General features: G+C 70.5%; 10 protein-coding genes and 1 pseudogene. 4 read left to right on the top strand and 7 right to left on the bottom strand.

Translation table 11 applies throughout. The features are described from left to right. Nucleotides 1-143: 143 nt before the first annotated feature. Nucleotides 144-647, top strand: coding sequence for a YfbM family protein (locus tag ACWDSL_RS21920; protein ID WP_450487803.1), 504 nt, complete (start codon nucleotides 144-146; stop codon nucleotides 645-647). Between the two features lie 74 nt (nucleotides 648-721). Then, the gene (locus ACWDSL_RS21915; RefSeq protein ID WP_450487801.1) at nucleotides 722-2,308 is read left to right on the top strand and encodes an amidase family protein; all 1,587 of its coding nucleotides are present in this window, start codon (nucleotides 722-724) and stop codon (nucleotides 2,306-2,308) included. Nucleotides 2,309-2,343: 35 nt separating this feature from the next. Here ACWDSL_RS21915 and ACWDSL_RS21910 read toward each other — a convergent pair whose 3' ends face one another. The 6 genes from ACWDSL_RS21910 to ACWDSL_RS21885 are packed head-to-tail and all read right to left on the bottom strand — an operon-like array spanning nucleotide 2,344 to nucleotide 7,462. Continuing rightward, nucleotides 2,344-3,216, bottom strand: a complete 873-nt coding sequence (locus ACWDSL_RS21910; RefSeq protein WP_450487799.1) for an acyl-ACP desaturase — start codon at nucleotides 3,214-3,216, stop codon at nucleotides 2,344-2,346. After that, a complete protein-coding gene (locus tag ACWDSL_RS21905) occupies nucleotides 3,213-4,082 on the bottom strand; it encodes an SAM-dependent methyltransferase (protein ID WP_450487797.1) in 870 nt (289 codons plus the stop codon). The genes ACWDSL_RS21910 and ACWDSL_RS21905 overlap by 4 nt, the downstream gene beginning before the upstream one ends. Beyond that, a complete protein-coding gene (locus tag ACWDSL_RS21900; RefSeq protein ID WP_450487796.1) occupies nucleotides 4,079-4,369 on the bottom strand; it encodes an acyl carrier protein in 291 nt (96 codons plus the stop codon). The genes ACWDSL_RS21905 and ACWDSL_RS21900 overlap by 4 nt, the downstream gene beginning before the upstream one ends. Then, complete coding sequence (locus tag ACWDSL_RS21895) at nucleotides 4,366-4,896, bottom strand: PaaI family thioesterase (RefSeq protein WP_450487794.1); 531 nt, start codon at nucleotides 4,894-4,896, stop codon at nucleotides 4,366-4,368. The genes ACWDSL_RS21900 and ACWDSL_RS21895 overlap by 4 nt, the downstream gene beginning before the upstream one ends. After that, nucleotides 4,893-5,759 carry a ferritin-like domain-containing protein gene (locus tag ACWDSL_RS21890; RefSeq protein WP_450487792.1) on the bottom strand — a complete coding sequence of 289 codons (867 nt, stop codon included), beginning with the start codon at nucleotides 5,757-5,759 and terminating at the stop codon, nucleotides 4,893-4,895. The genes ACWDSL_RS21895 and ACWDSL_RS21890 overlap by 4 nt, the downstream gene beginning before the upstream one ends. After that, entirely contained in the window at nucleotides 5,756-7,462 is a 1,707-nt protein-coding gene (locus ACWDSL_RS21885; RefSeq protein ID WP_450487790.1) for an AMP-binding protein, read from the bottom strand. The genes ACWDSL_RS21890 and ACWDSL_RS21885 overlap by 4 nt, the downstream gene beginning before the upstream one ends. Nucleotides 7,463-7,817: 355 nt before the next feature. Here ACWDSL_RS21885 and ACWDSL_RS21880 point away from each other — a divergent pair, with 355 nt between their 5' ends. After that, nucleotides 7,818-14,618, top strand: a complete 6,801-nt coding sequence (locus ACWDSL_RS21880; RefSeq protein WP_450487789.1) for an SDR family NAD(P)-dependent oxidoreductase — start codon at nucleotides 7,818-7,820, stop codon at nucleotides 14,616-14,618. Then, a pseudogene (locus ACWDSL_RS21875) lies at nucleotides 14,611-20,439 on the top strand (SDR family NAD(P)-dependent oxidoreductase); the annotation flags it as partial. The gene ACWDSL_RS21880 and the pseudogene ACWDSL_RS21875, both read left to right, overlap by 8 nt. A 48-nt stretch (nucleotides 20,440-20,487) precedes the next feature. Here ACWDSL_RS21875 and ACWDSL_RS21870 read toward each other — a convergent pair. Further along, nucleotides 20,488-21,690: a cytochrome P450 gene (locus tag ACWDSL_RS21870; RefSeq protein WP_450487787.1), complete on the bottom strand. Its 1,203-nt coding sequence runs from the start codon at nucleotides 21,688-21,690 to the stop codon at nucleotides 20,488-20,490. Nucleotides 21,691-21,874: the final 184 nt, after the last annotated feature.

Below are 21,874 nucleotides of genomic sequence, written 5' to 3'. Positions count from 1 at the left end.
GGTCAGTGCGGATCGAGCGGGCCGGACCGGCTGGGCGCGGGCGGGCGGCCCAAGTATGCCGTGTGCCCGTCGGGGCCGGGAGAGGCCCGGGGACTTCGACCCTCGCCCCGCGCTGTCAGCGCCCACCCGTAACATCCGGCCCCATGAGCATGATCGGAAATTACGCGCGGCTGACCCCGGCCGAACTCGAGCGCGCGGTCCGCGATCCGGACTGGGGCAGGGAGTTCATCGGCGAACTGGCCGAAACCGAGCCGGACGAGGGGCCAGGGGCGTCACCGGCGCGCTGCTTCGACACCGACAAAGCATGGCACGCCCTCGACTTCCTGCTACGCCGCCAAGCGTTTCCCGTGGACGTCGTCTTCGGCGAGGAGGAAATCCCCGGGGCCGACGGCTGGGGCCAGGGGCCGCCCTGCTATCTCACGCCGGGGCGCGTGCGGGCGGCGGCTGAGGCGTTCGCGGCGATACCTGCGGAGGCCTTGGCCGGCGGGGTCACTCCGGACGATCTCGTCCAGGCCGACATCTATCCCGACATCATCTGGGTGGGCGACGAGTCGCTGGACTATGTGACCAACTACTACCAGGTGCTGGTTCCGTTCTTCCAGGCGGCGGCCCGCGACGGGCACGCCATGGTCATCTGGATCGGCTAGCCGACTCGGACGGCGGCGCGAAAGGCCCTTGTGCCGGGCCGTCGGCCTGTAGTCGGCTGATCCTCATGAGGAGCATGAGGGAGCGGAGCACTGCCACGCTGATCGCCACCCTGGTCACGGGGTCCCTTTGCGCGGGTGCGCCGAATCCGCGTGCGGAAGCCGCCGAAGTCGGCGTCGATCTGCCGCCGCCGACGGGTGTGTCCGTGGGGCTGGGGGTCGACCTCGACACGGTGACGATCCCGGAATTACAGGCGCGCATGGCTGACGGTTCGCTGACCTCTGCGGCGCTGACCACCGCCTACCTGCGGCGGATCAAGGCCATCGACCCCAAGATCCACGCGGTGTTGCGCACCGATCCGACGGCGTTGGGGCAGGCGGCCGCGAGCGACGTCAGGCATCGGAGCGGCGACACCCGTGGCCCGCTCGACGGGATCCCCGTCCTGCTCAAGGACAACGTCAACACCCGCGATATGCCCACGACCGCCGGGTCGCTGGCGCTGGCCGGCAGCCCGCCGGACGTGGACGCCGCCCTGGTGACCCGGCTGCGGAACGCGGGGGCGGTGATCCTCGGCAAGACCAACCTGTCAGAGTGGGCGAACTTCCGCGCGGCGAAGCCCACATCAGGGTGGTCGGCGGTGGGCGGGCAGACCAACAACCCCTATGTACTGGACCGGAATCCATGCGGGTCCTCCGCCGGTTCGGGTGCCGCGCTCGCCGCGTCGTTGGCGCAGGTGGCGATCGGCACCGAGACGGACGGCTCCATCGTGTGTCCGGCCGGGATGAACGGGGTGGTCGGCCACAAGCCCAGCCTCGGGCTGGTCAGCCAGGCGGGCGTGGTCCCGATCTCCGCCGAGCAGGACACCGCGGGGCCCATGGCGCGCAATGTGATCGACACCGCGCTCAGCCTGTCCGTGATCAGCGGCGCATCGCGCTTCGGCGTCCCGGACCGGATGACGCACTCCAGCAGTCTGCGTGGCAAACGGATCGGCCTGTGGCGGCTGCCCTCGCTCGGGCCGCAGGTGGACGCCCTGATGACCCGTACGGCCGAAAAACTGCGCAACGCGGGGGCCGAGGTCGTCGAGGTGACACCTCCGTATCAGCAGCGCCTCGCCGAACTCGAATTCCCGGCGCTGCTGAGCGAGTTCCACCGGGACATCGACGCCTATCTCGCCACCCGCGGCGGGCCGCGCAACCTCGCCGAGCTGGTCGAGTTCAACCGCACGCATCCGGCGGAGCAGACCTGCTTCGCCGGTCAGGAGCTGTTCGAGCAGGCCCTTGCCGCGCCACCCACCACCGACCCGGGATACCGGGCCATGCGCGCCGAGCTGAAGGACCTTTCCCGGCGTTCCATCGACGAGACCATGGCCGCCCATCGGCTGGACGCCATCGCCGCCCCGACGAACCCGCCCGCCTGGACGACCGACTGTGCGCGGGGCGACAACGATGTGATCCCGTCGTCAACGCCCGCGGCCGTGTCCGGATACCCGTCCTTGTCGGTGCCCGCCGGGTTCGTGGACGAGCTGCCCGTAGGCGTGCTGCTGATGGCCGGTGACCACCAGGACGCGGGGCTCTTGTCGCTGGGGGCGGCGGTGGAGCACCGGCTGAGCGCCTGGCGAGCGCCGCGCTATCTGCCGACGGTGGGGCCCGACGCCTCCCGGTGAGCGGTGAGCGGTGAGCGGTGAGCGGTGTGCGGTGGTCAGACGGCACGGATGCGGTGGATGAACTCGGCCAGGTCGGCTGTCGACGCGCTGCCTTTTGTGGTGCTGAAGTTGTTGACGAGCCGGATCAGGGCGCCATACGCCTCGGTGTGGTTGTAGGACACGGCGTCCGCGACGCGCAGTGACCATCGCCAGTATCCGTTGAGCGTGTCCGCCAGGGGCATACGGAAGGTGGAGAGTACGTCTTTGAGGTCCGGTATCGTCGCGCCGAGTCCGTGCCGCGTGATGTAGGCGGTGAGGATTTCGGTGTAGAACGCGAAGTGCCGGGCCTCGTCCCTGGCCAGTCGGTGGAGCAGTTCCCGCAGCACCGGTTCGGTGGCGACCGCCTTGAACCGCTGGTAGAAGAGTTGAGTGGCCTTCTCCTGGACCAGGGTGTAGGTGAATGCCTGGACCGGGCTCTCATAAGGCAGCGAGAACTTCTTTCTGCCTTCCTCGGCCAGCTCCCGGAGCAGTGTGTCCGGGTCGCTGATACCGGCCTCGATTTGATATCTGGTCAGGGCCGAGGCGTGCCGTTCCTCCTCGTTCGCCCAGGAGATCAGAAACCGGAAGTACTCGCGGTTGAAGCAGAACTCCTCGATGGCCAGATCCTCACCGGACACCGGGAAGGCATCCAGGAAGTAAGTGAGATACCCGGGAATGTGGTCCTCGATGAAGGTGATGAACCGCACGACCGAGCGGTCGGTCTCGGTGAGTTCTTCCGGCCGCAGTGTTGTCCAGGGCAGTTCGTCGATGGACCAGTGGTGGGTATCGGCGCGGCTCACCGCCTTCCGGGTCAGCTTTCCGAGCTCCGCGGGGTCGAGGGAGCGCGGGAGCGGTTCCGGAGGGGATTCGGGCGCGACGGTGTCACTCATGGTGCCTCCGTCGGGCCCATCCGGGACTTCAGCGCGCTCAGCGCATAGTGCTTGGTGGTGTAGCCCCAGCCGGCGTTGGCCGTCCGGAGATAGCGGATCAGCGGCTCGCTCATGCCCGGTGCCGCCCGTTCGACGCGGTCGCGCTCGGCGTGGATCCGCTGTTCCCAGTCTTCGATGGTGCGGTGATAGTGCGCGGTGAGATCGGAGAGCGCGGTGAGGCTGAACCCGGCCGACTCCACCGCCTCCACGAGCGTGGAGAGCGGCACCATATCGGCGAATCCAAAAATGTCCTCGGTGACGTGCTTGGTGCCCGGCCGCCGCGAGAACTCCTCGTAGGCGGCGTGGTTCCGGAAGCAGCTTTCCGACAGATACAGCGATCCGCCGCGGCGCAGCAGTTCGTGGACCTTGCGCAGCACCGCCGTCCGGTTCGGCATATGCACGATCGAGCCGAGCATGGTGATCGCGTCATACGGGCCGGCCACCTCGATATCGCTGAAGGAACCGTGCTCCAGCGTGATCAGGTCCGCCACGCCCGTCGCCTCCGCCTGGGCCCGGATGTACTCGAGCTGGGGGCGTGACGGTGTCACACCGGTGGCGTGGCAGCCGTACTCCTGGGCCATGAACAGGATCAGGCTGCCCCAGCCGCAGCCGATGTCGAGCAGCCGCTCACCGCCGGTGAGACCGAGTTGCCGCGCGACGAAGTGCAGTTTGTCGGTCTGCGCCTGGTCGAGGTCGGTGTTCTGGTCGGTGTACAGCCCGGAGCTGTACTTGAGCCGCCGGTCGAGGTAGCCGGCGAACAGCTCAGCGGGCAGCTCGTAGTGCCGGTTGGTGGCCTGGTACGCCGCTTGGGGGGTCACAGTGGTCATGGTGTCGTCAGTTCTCCGCTGACGTACGTGTGCACCAGGGTGACCAGTTCCTCGACGGTGTCGGCGGCGAAGACGGCCTGGTCGTCGAACTCGATGTCCCACTGGCGCTCCAGTTTGGAGACCACCCGCAGCAGTTTCATCGAGTCGGCGCCGGGCAGTGCCTTGAGGGGGTCGGTGAGACCGATCTCGGCGGGGGAGACCTCCAGTTCGGAGGCGAGGTATTCGATGGTGATCGCGGCGATCTGGGCGCGGCCGGTGGGCTCGTGGCCGGTGGGTTCGGCGGTCATGACTCTCCCGTACCGTGGTCGAAGTAGTGCTGGACGCGGCCGAAGGCGGCATCGTCGAGCTGCATGAGTTTCCTGGCTTGTTCGGAGCGGATCGGCTGGTAGGTGCCGGTGGCCATGACGTGCAGTTCGCCGCCGGACCCGGTGATCTCGGCTTGGGTGTGCAGCACTCCGTTACCCCGGCCGCTGATCCGCGCGACGGTCAGATACGGTTCGCCCACCGCGAGTGGCAGCAGCATCTTGCTGCGCAGGGTCACGGAGAAGGCGAGCAGGCCGTGCACCAGGGCGAGGGTGTCACCCATCACCTCGTCCAGCAGCACGTTCACAATGCCGCCGTGCACGATCCCGGGGTAGGAGGCGTAGTTCTCCGAGAATGTGGTCTCGGCGGCGTGGTCCCCGTTCGGCAGCCGCTTCAGACGCAGCTTGAGCCCGATGGGGTTGCGCGGCGAGCAGCCGAAGCAGTTGAAGGAGGGCTCCGCGTGCCAGGGGAGTTCGATCGCCTCGCCGGCGGTGTGCTGTGCGGTGCTCATGCGGGGACCTTGCTGTTCAGTGACTCCTCGGCGATCGCCCGCCGCACATCGGACATCTTGGTCAGCTTGTGGCCGGTGAGCGCGGAGAAGTACTTGAACAGCTGCTCACAGCACTTCGCCCATTCTTTGCCGTCCTCGTCGACCTCGGCGAAGTAGGCGAACATCTCGTCGATGGTCTCGTGGTTCTCCAGCTCGGGCAGGTTTCCCTTGAACCGGCTGACCGGATGGCGGTACAGGTCGCGGGTGGTGCCCATGTAGATGTACAGGGTTTCCACGACCGACGCGCATTCCTGTGGCCGTTCGGCCAGCTGTTGCGCGGTGTAGTGGACGAACTCGCGCGCGTGGCGCGCCTCGTCGCCGCTGGCCTTCTTCAGGATGGCCGCGAGGACCGGCTCCTTCATGGTGCGGGCCACGCATTTGTAAGCGTGGGTGGCAAGGACCTCACAGATGACGTTGGTGGCCAGGGTGGCCGCCGTGGTGACTCCCGGTGGGTACGCCTCGCGCATCGAGGCGATCGTCCGGTGGTCGATGTCATGGCCCGCCAGCTGCAGCCAGGTCTGGAAGGCGAGGTGGTGCTGGATCTCCTGATAGCCCCAGATACAGGCGAACTGCGAGAAGTCGTAGTCCATGGCGAACTCGTTGAGCAGGCCGTGGGTCGCGGCGATGACGTTCGACTCGCCCACGATGGCCCCCTTGGCGAACACGATGTGCTCGGGTAACACCAGATCGGGCCGGAACTCCTCCCATGGGATGTGGTGCAGCTCCCAGGTGGCGTGCTGATATTCGGCGAATATCCGGGCGCTGTGCATCCGGTCGTCCGCGAGCAGGGGGACCCCGGCCGGCGACTGTGTTCTGCTGTTCACACCCGTTCTCCTCGGTCTGGACTTCCGGTGGCGGGGTACGCCACCGCGCTGTCGCCGTCAGCGGCGGCCACCCGCCGCGCGGCCAGCACGCGCTGCCACTTTCCGCTGGTGGTGCGAGGGATCCAGCGTGGTTTGACCGCATAGACCCGCACCTGGGACAGGTCCAGCTCGGCCGCCACCCTTCTGCGGACCTCCGCGAGCACCGGGGCGGGGTCGGTATCGGTCTCCACGATGACGCCGATCCGCTCGCCGCCCTCGGCATCGGTGTCGGAGAAGGCGACGCAGCGGTGGCGGTAGACGCCCGGCACGGTGCGCGCGACGTTCTCCACGTCGTCGGGGAAGAAGTTCTGCCCGTGCACCACGACCATTTCCTTGCGCCGCCCCGTGACGTACAGCTCGCCGTCGAGCAGGAAACCGAGATCACCGGTGCGCAGCCATCCGTGGTCGAACACCTCGCGTGTCGCCTCGGGGGCGCGGAAGTAGCCGGTGGTCACCGGCTCCCCGGCGATCTGGATCTCGCCGAGCGTGCCGTCGGCCGCCACCGCCCCGTCGTCACCGACGATCCGCAGCTCGATGCCGTGCACCGCGCGGCCCACCGAAACCACCGGCTTGGCCGAGGGCGCCGCCTCGTCGACGGTGCGCGCGACGCCGGTCGTGGCGAGCTCGTCGCGGTCCACCGTACGGACCTTCGAGGTGTCTCCGGGGGCGGGGTAACTGATCGACAAGGTGGCCTCGGCCATGCCGTACACCGGGTACATCACCGACGGGCCGACGCCGCTGGGCGCCAGTGCCTCGGTGAACCGCCGCACGGTGGCCGAGCTGACCGGTTCGGCGCCGTTGAACGCCAGCCGCCAGCTGGACAGGTCGAGCGCGGCAAGCCGCTCGGCCGGCACGCGGTCGAGCAGATAGTCGTAGGAGAAGTTGGGCCCGGTCATCACCGTTCCGCGGTGCGCGGCGAAGTGTTCGAGTACCGTGCCCGGCCGTCGGAGAAAGGTGGTCGGTGAGAACGCGTGGACATCGGCCCCGTTGAGCCAGTGGGCCTGCAAGCCGATCAGACCCATGTCGTGGAAGGTCGGCACCCACTGGACGAACACATCGTCCGGGCTGAAGGCGCCCGAGACCACGCAGGCGCGCAGACCGGCCATGGTCGTGCGATGCGGCAGCATCACGCCCTTGGGCAGACTGGTGCTGCCGGAGGTGAACTGGACGATGGCCAGCGAGCCGGGATCGACGGTGGGCAGCGTGAGTGGGCTGCCGGTGCCGCTCGGCGACGGCGGGGACACCAGGGCCACCCCGGTGGCCATTGTGGTGAGTTCGTGGCCGAGCTCGTCGTAGTCGGGGTCCAGCACGAGGTGGCGCAGGCCCGCGACGTCCGCGATGCGCGCGAGACGGCGCGCGGTGTCCCGCGGGTCACCGAAACCGGCCTGGACCGGCAGCACACTGATCGCCGCACCGGCCCGCCAGAGCCCGAAGACCGTGGTGAAGAACCGGGCGGCGGTGGGCACCAGCACACCCACGATGTCACCGGGCCGCACCCCGGCGCGCAGAAACTCGTGCGCCGCGGCGGCGGAAGCGATATCGAGGTCCGCCGCGGTGATGTCGTCGCCTGCGGTGGGAAATCTCGCGCGGGAGTCCGGTGCGGATTTCGCCAGCAGGGTCAGGCTTTCTCCCAGGGTCTGTCCGGCCAGTAAGGCAGGTCGCATGGATCGCTGCACACTGATTCCCCTATCGCGGGTCGAAGACCAGATTCATGCATTCCGGACCCTTGATTGATAACGCTTTTGAGTCGGGCAATGACAGTTCTGGAGATCTCATCATGGCATGGCCGCGCGAGGCGCAGCGCCGCCTGCGGGAATGACTAGGAGATCTGCTAAACACCCGCTCCACGGAGATGCTGGGCTTGGAAGCGCTTGACCGGAAAGGTTAGCCTGCCGATCTCATCGCCTCTTCCTGGGAATGCTCGTGTATTCGGCGCTATTCCCACCGGCGATACGTGTACGGCCCGTGTTCGGCACGATTCCGACCGACGGTGAGACGGCGAACAGGACAGGTGGTTCCATGCAGCCCGGAAGTACCGCTCGCCTGACGCCGGTCGCGGTCATCGGCCTGTCCCCCTGCCTCCCCGGGGTTGCGCCGACTGAGGCGGCGCTGCGGGCGCTGGAGAACGCCGGCATCGTCCCGGAACGGCTCCGGGAGGCGGCGGCCGGTGTGTTCGCCACCGAGCAGGCCGATCTGATCGCCGCCGAACTGGGCGTGAGCGGGCCCGTGTTGACGTGCGACATCCTTCCCGCCGGTGTGGTCCACCTGGCCTGCCAGAGCATCCTCACGGGCGAGTCCGCGCCGGCGCTCGCCGGGATCGCCTCACCGGACGGCGGCAGCGGATTCCTCGTACTCAAGCCGGTTGCGGCCGCGGTGGCCGAAGGCGATCCGATCCACTGTGTGATCGAGGGCAGCGCGCTGGGCCGGGGCGACGTCGTACGGCAGGCCTGTGCGCGCGCCCAGGTGGAAGGCGACGGGATCCAATTCTGGTGGCGGGGCGACCACCGGGCGGGCGACTACCGCGCGGGCGAGGCCGCGTCGGACGGCCTGCCCGGCGATGGCGGCGAGCCGGGCGGCCGGGGCGAGGGCGCGGTGGGAGCGGTGGCGGCACTGTTGGAGATGCCCGTGCTGCTGGGTCGCGGACGGGTTCCGATCCCCGGCACCCGGCCCGACCCCGAGCGCCGTATCACCGCGGTGCACAGTTCCTCCGACGGCGCGGGAGTGGCCTGCGCGTTGGTGCTGTCGGAACCGCCCGCGCGCCCCTCGCCGTCGGCGCGGACCGCGGTCCCGACGCTGCCGTTGCTGCTGTCGGCGGACAGCGAGGAGGCGCTGTGCGGCAAGGCGGAGAGCCTGCGCGCCCATCTGGCCGAGCCGGAGAGCCCGGATCTGCTCGATGCCGCGCACACCCTGGCGGTCGCCAGGCCGCAGCTGCCGTATCGCGCGGTGGTTCTCGGCGCCGACCGCGCGGAGCTCGCGGACGGGCTCGGCGAACTCGCCCTGGGGCGGGGCGGCGCGGGGAAGGCCGACGGCGGGCGCAAGGTGGCCTTCCTCTTTCCCGGCGAGGGCGGGCAGCGGCCGGGCATGGGGCGCGAGCTCTACCCACTGTTCGACGTGTTCGCCGACGCGCTCGACGAGGTGTGCGCCCATATGGACGCGGTCGCCACCTGGTCGGTGCGTGATCTGCTCCTCGGTACGGGCAACGCCACCGAGGTCGCCCCGGCCGACGAGGCGCTGTACACCCAGGACGCGCTGTTCGCCCTTCAGGTGGCGCTGTTCCGGCAGTTCGAGGACTGGGGTGTACGCCCGGACTTCGTGGCCGGGCACTCGGTCGGGGAACTGGCCGCGGCGACGGCGGCCGGGGTGTTCCCCCTGCCCGACGTATGCGCGCTGCTCGCCGAGCGGATTCGGCTGTTCCGGGAGAAGACACCGGTCGGCGGCGCGATGGTCGCGATGCGGATCTCCGAGGCCGAGGCGCTGGAATCGCTGGCCGGTCTTGAGCATCTGGCCGGTATCTCCGCTGTGAACGCCCCGAACTCCGTCGTCGTCTCCGGGGACCGCGAAACCGTGCTGCGGATCGCCGGAGGGTGGGCGGAGCGGGGACGCAAGGTGAAACAGCTGCCGGTCGACCGGGCTTTCCACTCGCCGCATATGGCCGCGATGGCCGGCGACTTCGAGCAATTCGTCCGCGGCCTCGCCCCGCGACCGCCGCGCATTCCGATTGTTCCGGTGCACAACGCGCTGGGATCAGACCCCGGTGTCGTCCACCTGCCCGAATATTGGGGGGCGCAGGTGCGCGGCACCGGGCATTTTCTTCACTGCGTGACGAGCCTCGACGCGGCGGGCGTCGACACCTATGTGGACATGAGCGCGAACGGTGTGCTGGCGGCGCTGGTCGAGGAGACTCTGCCCGAGTCTTCCGCCGCGAACGCGCATATCACCGCCGCGCTGCACGGCGGCGGGTCCGATCTGCGCGCCGTGCTCGGCACCCTGGGCGGGTTGCACACCCACGGTGTCCCGGTGGACTGGCCCGCCGTGTTCCGCGGCTGGGGTGGCCGGCGCATCCATCTGCCGACCGGCGTGGCACGGCCCTCCCGTACGGCATCCGCCGTATCCCGGGCGATGGATCTGCGGCGGGTGATCAGGACCGAGACCGAGGCGATGATCGAGGGCGGCTACGGGCCGGACCGGTCGTTCCTCGAACTCGGGCTCGACTCCCTCGCCGCCGTGCAACTGGTGAACCGACTGCGGAAGCGGACCGGGCTGAAGATCGCCACAGCCGCGCTCTTCGACCATCCGACCCCGAACCGGCTGGCGGCCCACCTGGAGAACCGCACACCCCGGCCGGTGGCCGCCCGCCCCCGCCGGACCGGCCCGGACGAGCCGATCGCCATCACCGCGATGAGCTGCCGGTTTCCAGCAGGGGTGCGATCGCCGGACGACCTGTGGCGGCTGCTCGCCGAAGGCCGTGAGGTCATATCGCCGATGCCCGAGGACCGCGGCTGGGACCTGGCCGGACTGTACGACCCGGAGCGCAAACGCCCGGGCACCAGCTATGTGCGCCACGGCGGATTTCTCCACGACGCCGCCGAGTTCGATCCCGCCTTCTTCGGCATCGGCGGACACGAGGCACTGGAGATGGATCCGCAGCAGCGGCTGCTGCTCGAACTGACCTGGGAAGCATGTGAACGGGCCGGTATCGACCCGGCCACCCTCCGCGGCAGCGACACCGGGGTGTACGCCGGGCTGTCATACGGCCACTACGGCACCGGCCCCGGGTACGCGGACATCTGTCTGCGACCGCATCTGGCGATCGGCACCGGGGCCAGCACGGCCTCCGGCCGGATCTCGTACACCTTCGGGCTGAACGGGCCCAATCTCGCCATCGACACGGCGTGTTCGTCGTCGCTGGTCGGGCTGCATCTCGCCGCAGCCGCGCTGCGCCGTGGCGAGTGTTCGCTGGCGCTGGCGGGCGCGGTGACCGTGCTGTCGTCGCCCCTGGTGTTCGTCGAGTTCAGCCGCCAGGGCGGGCTCGCACCGGACGCGCGGGCGAAACCCTTCGCCGAGGGCGCCGACGGCACCGCCTGGGCCGAAGGGGGTGGCATGTTCGTCCTGGAGCGGTACTCCGACGCGCGCCGCAACGGCCATCCGGTGCTCGCCCTGATCGCGGGCTCGGCGGTCAACTCCGACGGCGCGAGCAACGGGTTCACCGCGCCCAACGGCGCCGCCCAGCACCGGCTGCTGCTCTCCGCGCTCGCCGACGCCCGGCTGCGACCGTCCGACGTGGACGTCGTGGAGGCGCACGGCACCGGGACGATGCTCGGCGACCCGATCGAAGCCGGTGCCCTCCTGGAGGCATACGGGGCGCACCGGCCCCCGGACCGCCCGCTGCTGGTGGGCTCGCTGAAATCCAATCTGGGCCACACCCAGGCCGCGGCCGGCGCGGCAGGCGTGATGAAGATGGTGCTGGCCATGCGGCACGGGCTGGTCCCGGCGACCCTGAACGTCGACCGGCCAAGCCCGCATGTGGACTGGGCCGCCGGGCTGCGGCTGGTGACCGAGGACACGCCATGGCCCGACCAGGGCCCGCTCCGGCGGGCGGGCGTGTCGTCGTTCGGGATCGGCGGGACCAACGCCCACGTCATCCTTCAGCAGCCGCCCGCCGAGCCACCGGCTCCGGCGGAGCCCGTACGGAGCGTCCCTTCGCTGTGGACCGTCTCCGGCGGCTCACAGGCCGCTCTGCGCGCCCAGGCCGGACAACTCGCCGCGCACTGGGACGCCCATCCCGACCTCCACACGCGCGACATCGGCTTCTCACTGGCCACGACCCGCTCGGCCCTGACCCACCGAGCCGTCCTCACCGGTGGCGACCACGACCGGCTGCGGCGCTCGCTGACCGCGCTGGCGGCGGGCCGGCCCGACCCCGACCTCACGGTCGGCGCGGTGGCAGAGGGCGGTCTGGCCTTTCTGCTGACCGGTCAGGGCAGTCAGCGGGTGGGCATGGGACACGGGCTGTACACGGCGTACCCGGTCTTCGCCGATGCCTTCGACGAGGTGTGCGCCGGGCTGGGCCTGCCGGTGAAGGAGACGGTGTTCGGCACGGATCAGGAACTGCTGAACCGGACCGAGTACGCGCAGACCGGTCTTTTCGCCTTCCAAGTGGCGCTGTTCCGGCTGCTCGAAAGCTGGGGCATCCGGCCGGACCTGCTGCTGGGACACTCCCTCGGCGGGCTGACCGCCGCCCATCTGGCCGGAGTCCTGTCCTTGCCGGACGCGTGCGCACTGGTCGCGGCGCGTGGCTCGCTCATGCAGGCGCTGCCCGAAGAAGGGGCGATGTACGCGGTGGCGGCGGCGCGGGACGAACTGGAGGAACTACCGCCGGGCGTGTCGTTGGCGGCGGTGAACGGCCACCGGTCGGTGGTGATCTCCGGTGCCGAGGAGGCGGTCGTCGCACTGGCGGAGCGGTTCCGCGCCCAGGGCCGCAGGACCGCGCGCCTGCGGGTCAGCCACGCGTTCCACTCCTCCCTGATGGAGCCCATGCTCGACGCGTTCCACACGGTCGCCCGGAGCCTGACCTACCATCCGCCCGAGATCCCCGTCGTCTCCGATCTGACCGGGCAACTCGCCACCGCCGACGAGCTGTGTTCCCCCGAGTACTGGGTCCGCCATGTGCGCGGTACGGTCCGCTTCCACGACGGGATGCAGACCCTGCACGACGACGGGGTCACCACCTTCCTGGAGCTGGGACCGGATAGCACGCTCACCGAGATGGCCGCCGACTGCCTCATGGAAACCGCCGAGGCGGTGGTGATCCCCGCCCTGCGCCACGACGATGTGCTCGGCGCCATCGCGGCGTTGCACGTACGCGGCCATGGGCCGGACTGGTCGCGGTGGTACGCCGGAAGCGGGGCCCGGCGCGTGGACCTGCCCACGTACGCCTTCCAGCGCAAGCGGTTCTGGCTGCTGCCCGACGCGGCCGTGAACCGCCCCCAGCAGACGGACCGGGAAGCCGAGATGGACCGGCTGCGGTACCGGATCGGCTGGCAGCCCACGGCGGACCGGACCGCCTCCCCGCGCAACTGGCTGATCGTCCACTGCGACACCCTCCCCGTGCCACAAACCCTCGGCGCCACGCTCGGCTCCCGGACACTGCCCCTCGCCGTCGACGCGGACCGCACCGAGATCGCCGAGCGCCTGGTGTCCGCGGCGAACGGCGAACCGATCGACGGGGTGCTGTCCCTGCTGGCGCTGGCGGAGCGGACTCGTCCGGGCACACCCGGCGTACCCGGGGGACTCGCGCTGACCACGGCGCTCATCCAGGCCATGGGGGACGCCGGGCTCGAAGCGCCCCTGTGGTGTGCGACGCAGGGCGCGGTGTCCACGGGCCACGGCGACCGGCTCGGCAGCCCGGTGCAGGCCATGGTGTGGGGACTGGGCCGGGTAGCGGCCCTTGAGCACCCCGGGCGGTGGGGCGGACTGGTCGACCTCCCCGCCACCCTCGACGCACCAGCGGCCGAACGGCTGGCCGGGATCCTTTCCTCGGCCGAAGACCAGGCCGCCATCCGCGCCACAGGAGTGTTCGTCCGGCGTCTGCTGCGCGCACCGCTGCCCACCGATCCCCGGCGCGAGTGGCCCGTACGCGGCACCACCCTCATCACCGGAGCGTTCGGCGCGCTGGGCCGGCGCGTCGCGAAGTGGCTGGCCGCCGAGGGCGCCGAACGGCTGCTGCTGACGGGCCGGCACGCCGACGACCCCGAACTGGTCGCCGAGCTGACCGCGCTCGGCGCCGAGGTCGACACCGCCGCCTGCGACGTGGGCGACCGGGAAGGGGTGGCGGCCCTGCTCGCACGCATCCCCGAGGACCGCCCGCTGACCGCGGTGGCGCATGCGGCCGGGGTGCTCGACGACGGCGTGATCGACGCGCTGGACCCCCAGCGGCTCGAACGCGTTCTGCACGCCAAGGCCACCGGCGCCAAGAACCTCCACGAACTCGCGGGGAAGCTGGAGGCGTTCGTGCTGTTCTCCTCCGCCACCGGCGCGGTCGGCAACGCCGGTCAGGCCAACTACGCGGCGGCCAACACCTACCTCGACGCGCTCGCCGAACAACGCTGCGCCGACGGACTCGCGGCCACGTCGATGGCCTGGGGGCCATGGGGGGCCGGTGGCATGGCGGTGGACGGGACCGACGCGCAGATCGTGGGCACGCGGCTGCGCCGCAACGGCATGACGGTGCTCGACCCGGACCTGGCGATCGACCTACTGGCCCGGGCCTGCGCACACGACGAATCCGGGCTCGTCATCGCGGACATCGACTGGACGCGATTCCTCTCGACGCTCGCCACCACCCGCAACAGCCCGCTGTTCACGGACCTGCCCGAGGCCCAGCAGAGCAAGGCCGCCCCGCCGCCCGCGGAGATCTCCGCGCTGGTACGGCGGCTCGCCGGGATGCCGCGGGCCGAGTGCGTCCGTACGCTGCGCGATCTGGTGTGCCAGAACACCGCGCAGCTGCTCGGGCACGACTCGGCCGCGCAGATCCAGCCCGCGAAACCCTTCCATGAGCAGGGGCTCAGCTCGCTGGGCATCGTCGAACTGCGCAACCAGCTCAGCGCGCAGACCGGGCTGCGGATGCCCGCCAGTGTGCTGTTCGACCATCCCACCCCCTCCGCGCTGGCCGGCCACCTCGCCACGGAGCTCGCCCCGGACACCGTTCCACCCGACCGCACACCGCCGGAGGCGGAGCCCGGGACGACCGATCTCGAGGCCATCCTGAGCCTCGCCGAACAGGAACTCTCCCGGGCCGGGGAGGACCGCCACGATGGCTGACGACAGGCTCCTCGACACCGTGCAGCGCCTGACCACCGCGCTGCGGGACGCCCGGGAACGGCTGCGTGTGGCCGAGGCCGGCGACCGCGAACCGATCGCCATCGTGGGCGCGGGCTGCCGGTTCCCCGGTGGAGTGAGCGACCCGGAGGGGCTGTGGCGGCTGGTCGGCGAGGGCCGGGACGCCGTCACGCCCTTTCCCACCGACCGCGGCTGGCCCGACGAGTTCACCGGGGCGGGGGCGTTTCTGACCGACCCGGCATGGTTCGACGCGGGCTTCTTCGGCATCGGCCCCCGGGAGGCCCTGTCGATGGATCCGCAACAGCGGCTGATGCTGGAAATTTCCTGGGAAGCGGTGGAGCGGGCCGGGATCGACCCGCTGTCCCTGCGCGGCTCCCGGACCGGAGTGTTCACCGGCACCAACGACCAGGACTACCGCGGCCTGCTGGGCAAGGTCAGCAACCACAACGAACACGCCGACCACCTGGCGACCGGCACCGCGGCCAGCGTGCTGTCCGGGCGAGTCGCCTACTTCCTCGGACTGGAGGGCCCGTCGGCCACGATCGACACCGCGTGCTCGTCCTCGCTGGTGGCGTTGCATCTGGCCGTCCGCTCGCTGCGCTCGGGGGAGTGCGATCTCGCGCTGGCCGGCGGTGTCGTCGTGCTGTCCACGCCCGGACTGTTCGCCGCCTTCCGGCGCCAGGGCGCGCTCGCCGCGGACGGCCGCTGCAAGGCGTTCGCCGAGGCGGCGGACGGCGTGGGCTGGGGCGAGGGTGCCGGGGTCGTGCTCGTCGAGCGGCTGACCGACGCCCTCGCCCACGGACACCCGGTGCTGGCCGTGGTGCGGGGCACCGCGATCAACTCCGACGGCGCCTCCAACGGGCTGACCGCGCCGAACGGGCTCGCACAGCAGCGGGTCATCCGCGACGCGCTGGCCGACGCCGGGCTGCGCGGCCGGGATGTGGACGCCGTCGAGGCGCATGGCACGGGGACCCGGCTCGGCGATCCGATCGAGGCGTCGGCGCTGCAGGCGGCGTACGGTGGCGACCGGGAAACCCCGCTGGCCATCGGGTCGGTGAAGTCGAACATCGGGCACACCCAAGCCGCCGCCGGTATCGCCGGGGTGCTGAAGACCGTACTGGCGCTGCGAAACCGGACCCTGCCGAAGACGCTGCATGCGGACACCCCGTCGTCGCAGGTGGACTGGGACTCGGGCGCGGTGGAACTGCTCACCGAAAGCCGCCGCTGGCCGGCCGGCCCGGGCCGCCCCCGGCGCGCGGGAGTGTCCGCGTTCGGCATCAGTGGCACCAACGCCCATGTGATTCTCGAAGAGGCGCCACCCGCCAAAGTGACACCGGCCGCCGGAGCGGAACCGCTGCCGTGGGTGTTCTCGGCACGTACCGACTCCGCCCTCCGTGCCAAGGCAACACAGCTGCTCTCGTATGTCGACGGTAGGGACGCGACAGGCGTCGCCTCCGCGCTGGTCACCTCCCGCAGCACATTCGAGCGCCGTGCCGTGGTGCTCGATACGGATCCCCGGGCCGGCCTGACCGCGTTGAGCCGCGGCGGCACCGCGCCGGGCCTGATCACCGGCACCGCCGATCTGACCGGCAAAGTGGTGTTCGTCTTCCCCGGCCAGGGCGGTCAGTGGGCGGGAATGGCCGGTGACCTGCTGGAGACATCGCCGGTGTTCCGGGAGCACATCCACCGCTGCGCCCGGACGCTGGCGCCGCATGTCGGCTGGGACCTGTGGGCCGTGCTGCGGCAGGAGCCGGACGCGCCCTCGCTGGAGCGAGTGGACGTGGTGCAGCCGGCGCTGTTCGCGGTCATGGTCGCGCTCGCCGCCCTCTGGCGCTCCTGCGGCATCGAACCGGATGCCGTGGTGGGGCACAGCCAGGGGGAGATCGCCGCCGCCCATGTGGCAGGCGCACTGTCCCTCCAGGACGCCGCGCTGGTGGTGTCCCGGCGTGCCAAGGCGCTGACCCGGCTGTCCGGCAGCGGCGGGATGGCTTCGGTGGAACTGCCGGCGGACGAACTGTGGCCCCGCCTGGACGAGAAGCTGTGCATCGCGACGGTCAACGGACCGAGGGCTACGGTGGTCGCCGGAGACACCGACGCGCTCGACGTACTGCTGGCGGACCTGGCCGAATCCGGCATACGGGTACGGAAGCTGCCGGTGGACTACGCGTCCCATTCACCCGAGATGGAGCTCGTCCGCGACCGCGTCCTCACCGAGCTGGCCCCGATCTCGCCGAAGGCCACGGACATCCCCTTCCACTCGGCGGTGACCGGCGCCGTACTCGCCGGGACGGAGCTCGACGCCGGGTACTGGTACCGGAACCTGCGCCTTCCGGTGCGGTTCGACCAGGTCATCGCCGGGCTCGCGGCGCCGGAACACTCGTTCTTCGTGGAGGTCGGCCCGCACCCCGTGCTGGGCCCGGCGGTTCTGGAGGCCGTCGGCGACAAGGCCGTGGTCGTCGGATCGCTGCGCCGCGGGGAGGACGGCCGCAGGGCGCTGCTCTCCTCGCTCGCCGAACTGTACGTCCGCGGTCTGTGTCCTGATTGGACGGTATGGGCGGGTCCTGACACACCCGGATTCACCGAACTGCCCACCTATCCGTTCGAACGCAAGCGGTTCTGGCTGATGCCGGGTGAGTCCAGAAGCGCTGACCATCCCGTGCTGGATCCGGCGGTCGAGCTGGCCGGGAGCGATGAGCTGGTGCTGATCGGACGTCTGTCGACGGAGTCGACTCCGTGGCTTGCCGACCACCGTGTACTGGACGAGGTGATCCTGCCCGGCACCGCCTGGCTCGAATTCACGCTGCACGCGGGCGCCGTGGCGAACTGCGCCACGGTCGAGGAACTGACCCTGGCGGTGCCGCTGGTCCTGCCGGACGAGGGGGCCGCCACGGTGCAGTTGCGCGTCGGCGCACCGGATGGCACCGGGCGCCGCAGGCTGGACCTCCATGCGAAGGTGGACGGCGCGGGCTGGGTGCGGCACGGCGAAGGCGTGCTGAGCCCGGCACCCGCCGAGCCCGAGGCGCTGGAGAAGTGGCCGCCCGCCGACGCGGAAGAGGTCCCGCACACCGGGCTCTACCCCGCGCTGATCGGCCACGGGCTGGGCTACGGCCCCACGTTCCAGGGGCTGCGCACCGTATGGCTCCGCGGCGACGAGGTCTTCTGCGAGGTGGCCTGCCCAGTGGACACCCACGGCTTCGTGGTCCATCCGGCGCTCCTCGACTCCGCCCTGCACGCTCTCGGCTTCAGCGGCCCGGCGGCTGGCGAGGCTGACGAGAGCAACGGACCGGTGCTGCCGTTCACCTGGACCGGTGTCACCGCGCATGCGGCTGGGCCCTCGGCGCTGCGGGTGCGACTGTGCGGATCCGTCGACGGCGGGGTGCGGCTGACCGTGACCGACAGCGAGGGCGCGCCGGTGCTGTCGGTGGACTCGCTGGTGTTGCGCCCGGCGGCCGTACGCAGCGGCGCCCCGCGAGACGCGCTGTTCCGGAACAGGTGGGTCGAGGTGCGCCCTTCGGGCGGGCTCGCGGCGGAAACCATGGTGGCCGTGGGTTTCCAGACCCGCCACTTCCCGGCTTTCCCCGATCTCACGACGCTGGAGGAGGCGGTCCGCGCGGGTCTGCCGGTGCCGGGCGCTGTGCTCGTCGGCGGCTCACACGGCTCGGTCCGGGAATCCGCACACCGCGCACTGAGGCTGGTCCAATGGTGGTGTGGGCGCCCCGAGTTCGCGGCGTCCCGGCTGGTGTTCCTCACCTCGGGCGCGGTGGCGGCCAGGACCGGCGACGACCTCCCCGACCTGGCGGGCGCGGCCGTCATCGGCCTGGTGCGGTCGGCGCAGACCGAGGAACCCGGCCGGTTCGTCCTGCTGGACGCCGATGAGATCACCCCGCAGACGATCACCGCCGCCCTGGCCGCCGATGAACCCGAGGTCGCCCTGCGGGGCGGACAGGTGCTGGCGCGCCGCCTGGTGCGGGTCGTCCCCCGGGCTCCCGGAACGTTCGCCGGGCCCGAGGACACCGTTCTGATCACCGGCGGCACCGGCACCCTCGGCCGGCTGCTGGCCCGCCATCTGGTCACCGCGCACGGGGTGCGGCGGCTGGTCCTGGCCGGCCGCCGTGGCCAGGCACCAGGACTGCGGGACGAGCTCGGCGCACTGGGCGCCACCGTCACCGTGGTCGCCTGCGACGTCGCGGACCGGACTCAACTGGCCCAACTGCTCGGCGCACACCGGCCGACGGTCGTCGTCCACGCGGCCGGGGTGCTCGACGACGGCGTGGTGACGGCCATGAACGAGGACCGCGTCGACGCCGTCCTGCGGCCGAAGGCCGAGGCCGCGCTCGCCCTGCACGAACTGACCCAGGACCTGCCACTGACGTCGTTCGTGCTGTTCTCGTCGGCCGCCGCCACCGCGGGCAGCGCCGGCCAGTCCAACTACGCCGCCGCCAACGCCGTACTCGACGCGCTGGCACACCACCGGCGCGCGCGAGGGCTGCCCGCGGTCTCGCTCGCCTGGGGCCTGTGGCAGGAACGCAGCGATATGACCCGCCACCTCGACTCGGCCGCCACCCCACCGTCCACCGCCGACTCACTGTCCACCAAGGAGGCGCTGGCGCTCTTCGACGCCGCGGCCGCACTCGCCGACCCGGTGCTCGTACCCGCCCGGCTCGACCTGCGTGGCCGTCAGGTCAGGCCACTGCTGCGGGAGCTGGTGAACCGGCCGGAGATCCCGGGGGACAATCCGCGTCAGCTGCTCGACCGCCTGGACGAACCGGAGCGCGAACGGGCGCTGCTCGACCTGGTGCTGGACAAGGTCGCGCTGGTCCTCGGACACGACGGCACGGACGAGCTCAGACCGCACGCCGGGTTCCTGGAGATGGGCGTGGACTCACTGGCCGCCGTGCACATCCGCAACCACCTCAGCCAGGCCCTCGACATACGGCTGCGGGCGACCGTCACCTTCGACCATCCGACCCCGCCGGCGCTGGTCCGGCATCTGGCGGAAGTGCTGGCCCGGCCGGAGGGCGAACCGGCCCCCGAGGAGCACGGCGAGACCGTCGACGAGCTGATCGCCCGGACCAGGGCCACCGCCTGGGCGCAGACGCGCGCCTACTTCACCTCGCCGGCCGAGCTGCCGCGGATCCCACGACCGCCCCGGCTGGCCGGTGGCCCGGAGGGGCCGGCGCTGGTGTGTGTCACCTCGGCCGTCGGCACATCGGATCCGGTGCAGTACGCGCGTCTCGCGAAGCCGTTCCAGGGCGAGCGGGACGTCTGGGCGCTGCGGCAACCGGGATTCCACCGCGGCGACCCGCTCCCCAAGACCCCGGAAGCGCTGCTCGAGACGCACGCCGCCAGTCTGCGCGCGGAGTTGGGGGAGCGGCCCTTCGTGCTCGCAGGCCTGTCCTCCGGCGGCCTGATCGCCCATATGCTCGCCCGGTACCTCTACGACCAGGGCGTCCCGCCCGTCGGTGTCATCCTGCTGGACAGCTACGCCCCCGGCGAGGACGAACGGCTCACCCTGCTGGCCCCCGGTCTGCGGGGGGAACTCCAGCACCGGGCCGACGACCCGGACTCCGCGGTGCCCAGCGACGACAACTGGGTCACCGCCATGCTGCACTACGAGACATTCGCCTGGCCGTTCACCGAGCTGCCGGCCCCGGTGCTGTTCGTACGCGCCGGGGAGCCGCTGGAGAGCTGGCCGGCGGACTGGGACTGGCAACCCGTCTGGCCGTACGACCACACCGCCGTCATCACCCGCGGCAACCACTTCACCATGCTGGAGGAACACGCCCCGCATACGGCCGGCCTGATGCGCGACTGGATGCGGGACACCTTCGGCTGAGACCGGCGAGCCGCGTCAGCGCACCAGATGGAGCGGCAGTTCCCGCAGCCCGCGAAAGCTGACGTTCGGTCGCCAGACCAGGTCGTCGCCGGTGAGCTCGATCGTGGAATAGCGCCGCAGCAGCTCCGTCAGCACCATCGAGGTCTCCAGCTTCCCCAGCGCGGCACCGATGCAGTAGTGCGGTCCACCGCTGAAGGCCAGCGTTTTCACTCCGGTGCGGGTCAGGTCGAGGCGGTCGGGATCGGGATAGCGCTCGGGGTCACGGCCGGCCGCCCCGAAAAGCAGCATCACCTTGGCACCCGCGGGGAGGGTGACCTCTGCCAAGGGGACATCTTCGGTCAGGAGCCTGGAGACGATCTGCACGGGAGGGTCGTATCGAGTGATCTCATCGATCGAGTCGGTGATGATTTCCGGGTTGTCGCGCAGCATGCGCAACTGGTCGGGATGGCGGAGCAGCGCCAGGAGGCCGTTTCCGATCAGATTGACGGTGGTCTCATGGCCTGCGACGAACAAGAACTGGACATTGGCGATGATCTCCTCCTCGGTCAGCCGCCCGCCATCGACCTCGGCGTGCAGAAGGAGGGAGAGAATATCGTCTCGCGGCGCTGACCTGCGCTCTTTGAGATGGCCGGCGACGTACTCGCGAAATTCCACCTCCGCCGCGTTCATCTCGACCGCGTCCTCGGCGGTTATCGAGGGGTCGATCACGCGGCTTATTTGTTCCGTCCAACGGCGGCACTGGTCTCGATCACTCCCGGGTAAACCGAGAAGTTCGCAGGTCACAGTCACCGGAAGGGGCAGAGCAAGACGGTGGATGAGATCCGTCTTACCTTCGCCCACGGCGTCGAGCAGCCGGGCGGTCTCGGCGGCTATGCGCGGCCGTAGCCGTTCCACTGAGGCCCGGGTGAAAACCTTGCTGATCGCGCCTCGGATCCGTCGATGGGCGGGACCGTCGAGCATGAGCATCCATTTTCGTACGCTCTGCACGAGAGGGCTGTCCGGACCACCGCGGCGGTTGGCCCATGTCCGGTCCCGATAGAACTCGCTCGACGCTCCAGGCGCGCGCAGTACGGCATCCACATCGGCGTAGCGCGAAAGAACCCAATAGCCGAAGTGTGATTGATGGAGGGGGTCTGTCTCGCGCAGGCGTCGATAGATGGGATATGGGTCGGTGCGGACCGACGGATCTCGCGGATCGAAAATTATGGTCATTTCCATGCCGCCTCTGTATGTCGCTTGATTTATCCCCTGAGGCATAACACTTTCCAGAGACGCACAGCCAGGATACGGAGCCCGGACTAGGGAAAGTGCTATTCCGGCGCGGCCGCCGCGGTACGGTCGACGCGGCCGTGCTCATCGACCCGGACCCGCTTCCTCGCGGAGCCCTCCACCTCGCGACCGA

It is taken from the genome of Streptomyces sp. NPDC000941, assembly GCF_053599555.1.
Note: the sequence above shows the minus strand (reverse complement) of the source record. Positions and strands in the feature narration are given on the sequence as shown.

Excerpts from the sequence above, each read along its gene's own strand:
- ACWDSL_RS21880 (WP_450487789.1), top strand. The coding sequence starts at position 7,818 with ATGCAGCCCGGAAGTACCGCTCGCCTGACGCCGGTCGCGGTCATCGGC.
- ACWDSL_RS21885 (WP_450487790.1), bottom strand. The coding sequence starts at position 7,462 with ATGCGACCTGCCTTACTGGCCGGACAGACCCTGGGAGAAAGCCTGACC.
- ACWDSL_RS21915 (WP_450487801.1), top strand. The coding sequence starts at position 722 with ATGAGGGAGCGGAGCACTGCCACGCTGATCGCCACCCTGGTCACGGGG.
- ACWDSL_RS21900 (WP_450487796.1), bottom strand. The coding sequence starts at position 4,369 with ATGACCGCCGAACCCACCGGCCACGAGCCCACCGGCCGCGCCCAGATC.
- ACWDSL_RS21895 (WP_450487794.1), bottom strand. The coding sequence starts at position 4,896 with ATGAGCACCGCACAGCACACCGCCGGCGAGGCGATCGAACTCCCCTGG.
- ACWDSL_RS21920 (WP_450487803.1), top strand. The coding sequence starts at position 144 with ATGAGCATGATCGGAAATTACGCGCGGCTGACCCCGGCCGAACTCGAG.
- ACWDSL_RS21905 (WP_450487797.1), bottom strand. The coding sequence starts at position 4,082 with ATGACCACTGTGACCCCCCAAGCGGCGTACCAGGCCACCAACCGGCAC.
- ACWDSL_RS21870 (WP_450487787.1), bottom strand. The coding sequence starts at position 21,690 with ATGGAAATGACCATAATTTTCGATCCGCGAGATCCGTCGGTCCGCACC.
- ACWDSL_RS21910 (WP_450487799.1), bottom strand. The coding sequence starts at position 3,216 with ATGAGTGACACCGTCGCGCCCGAATCCCCTCCGGAACCGCTCCCGCGC.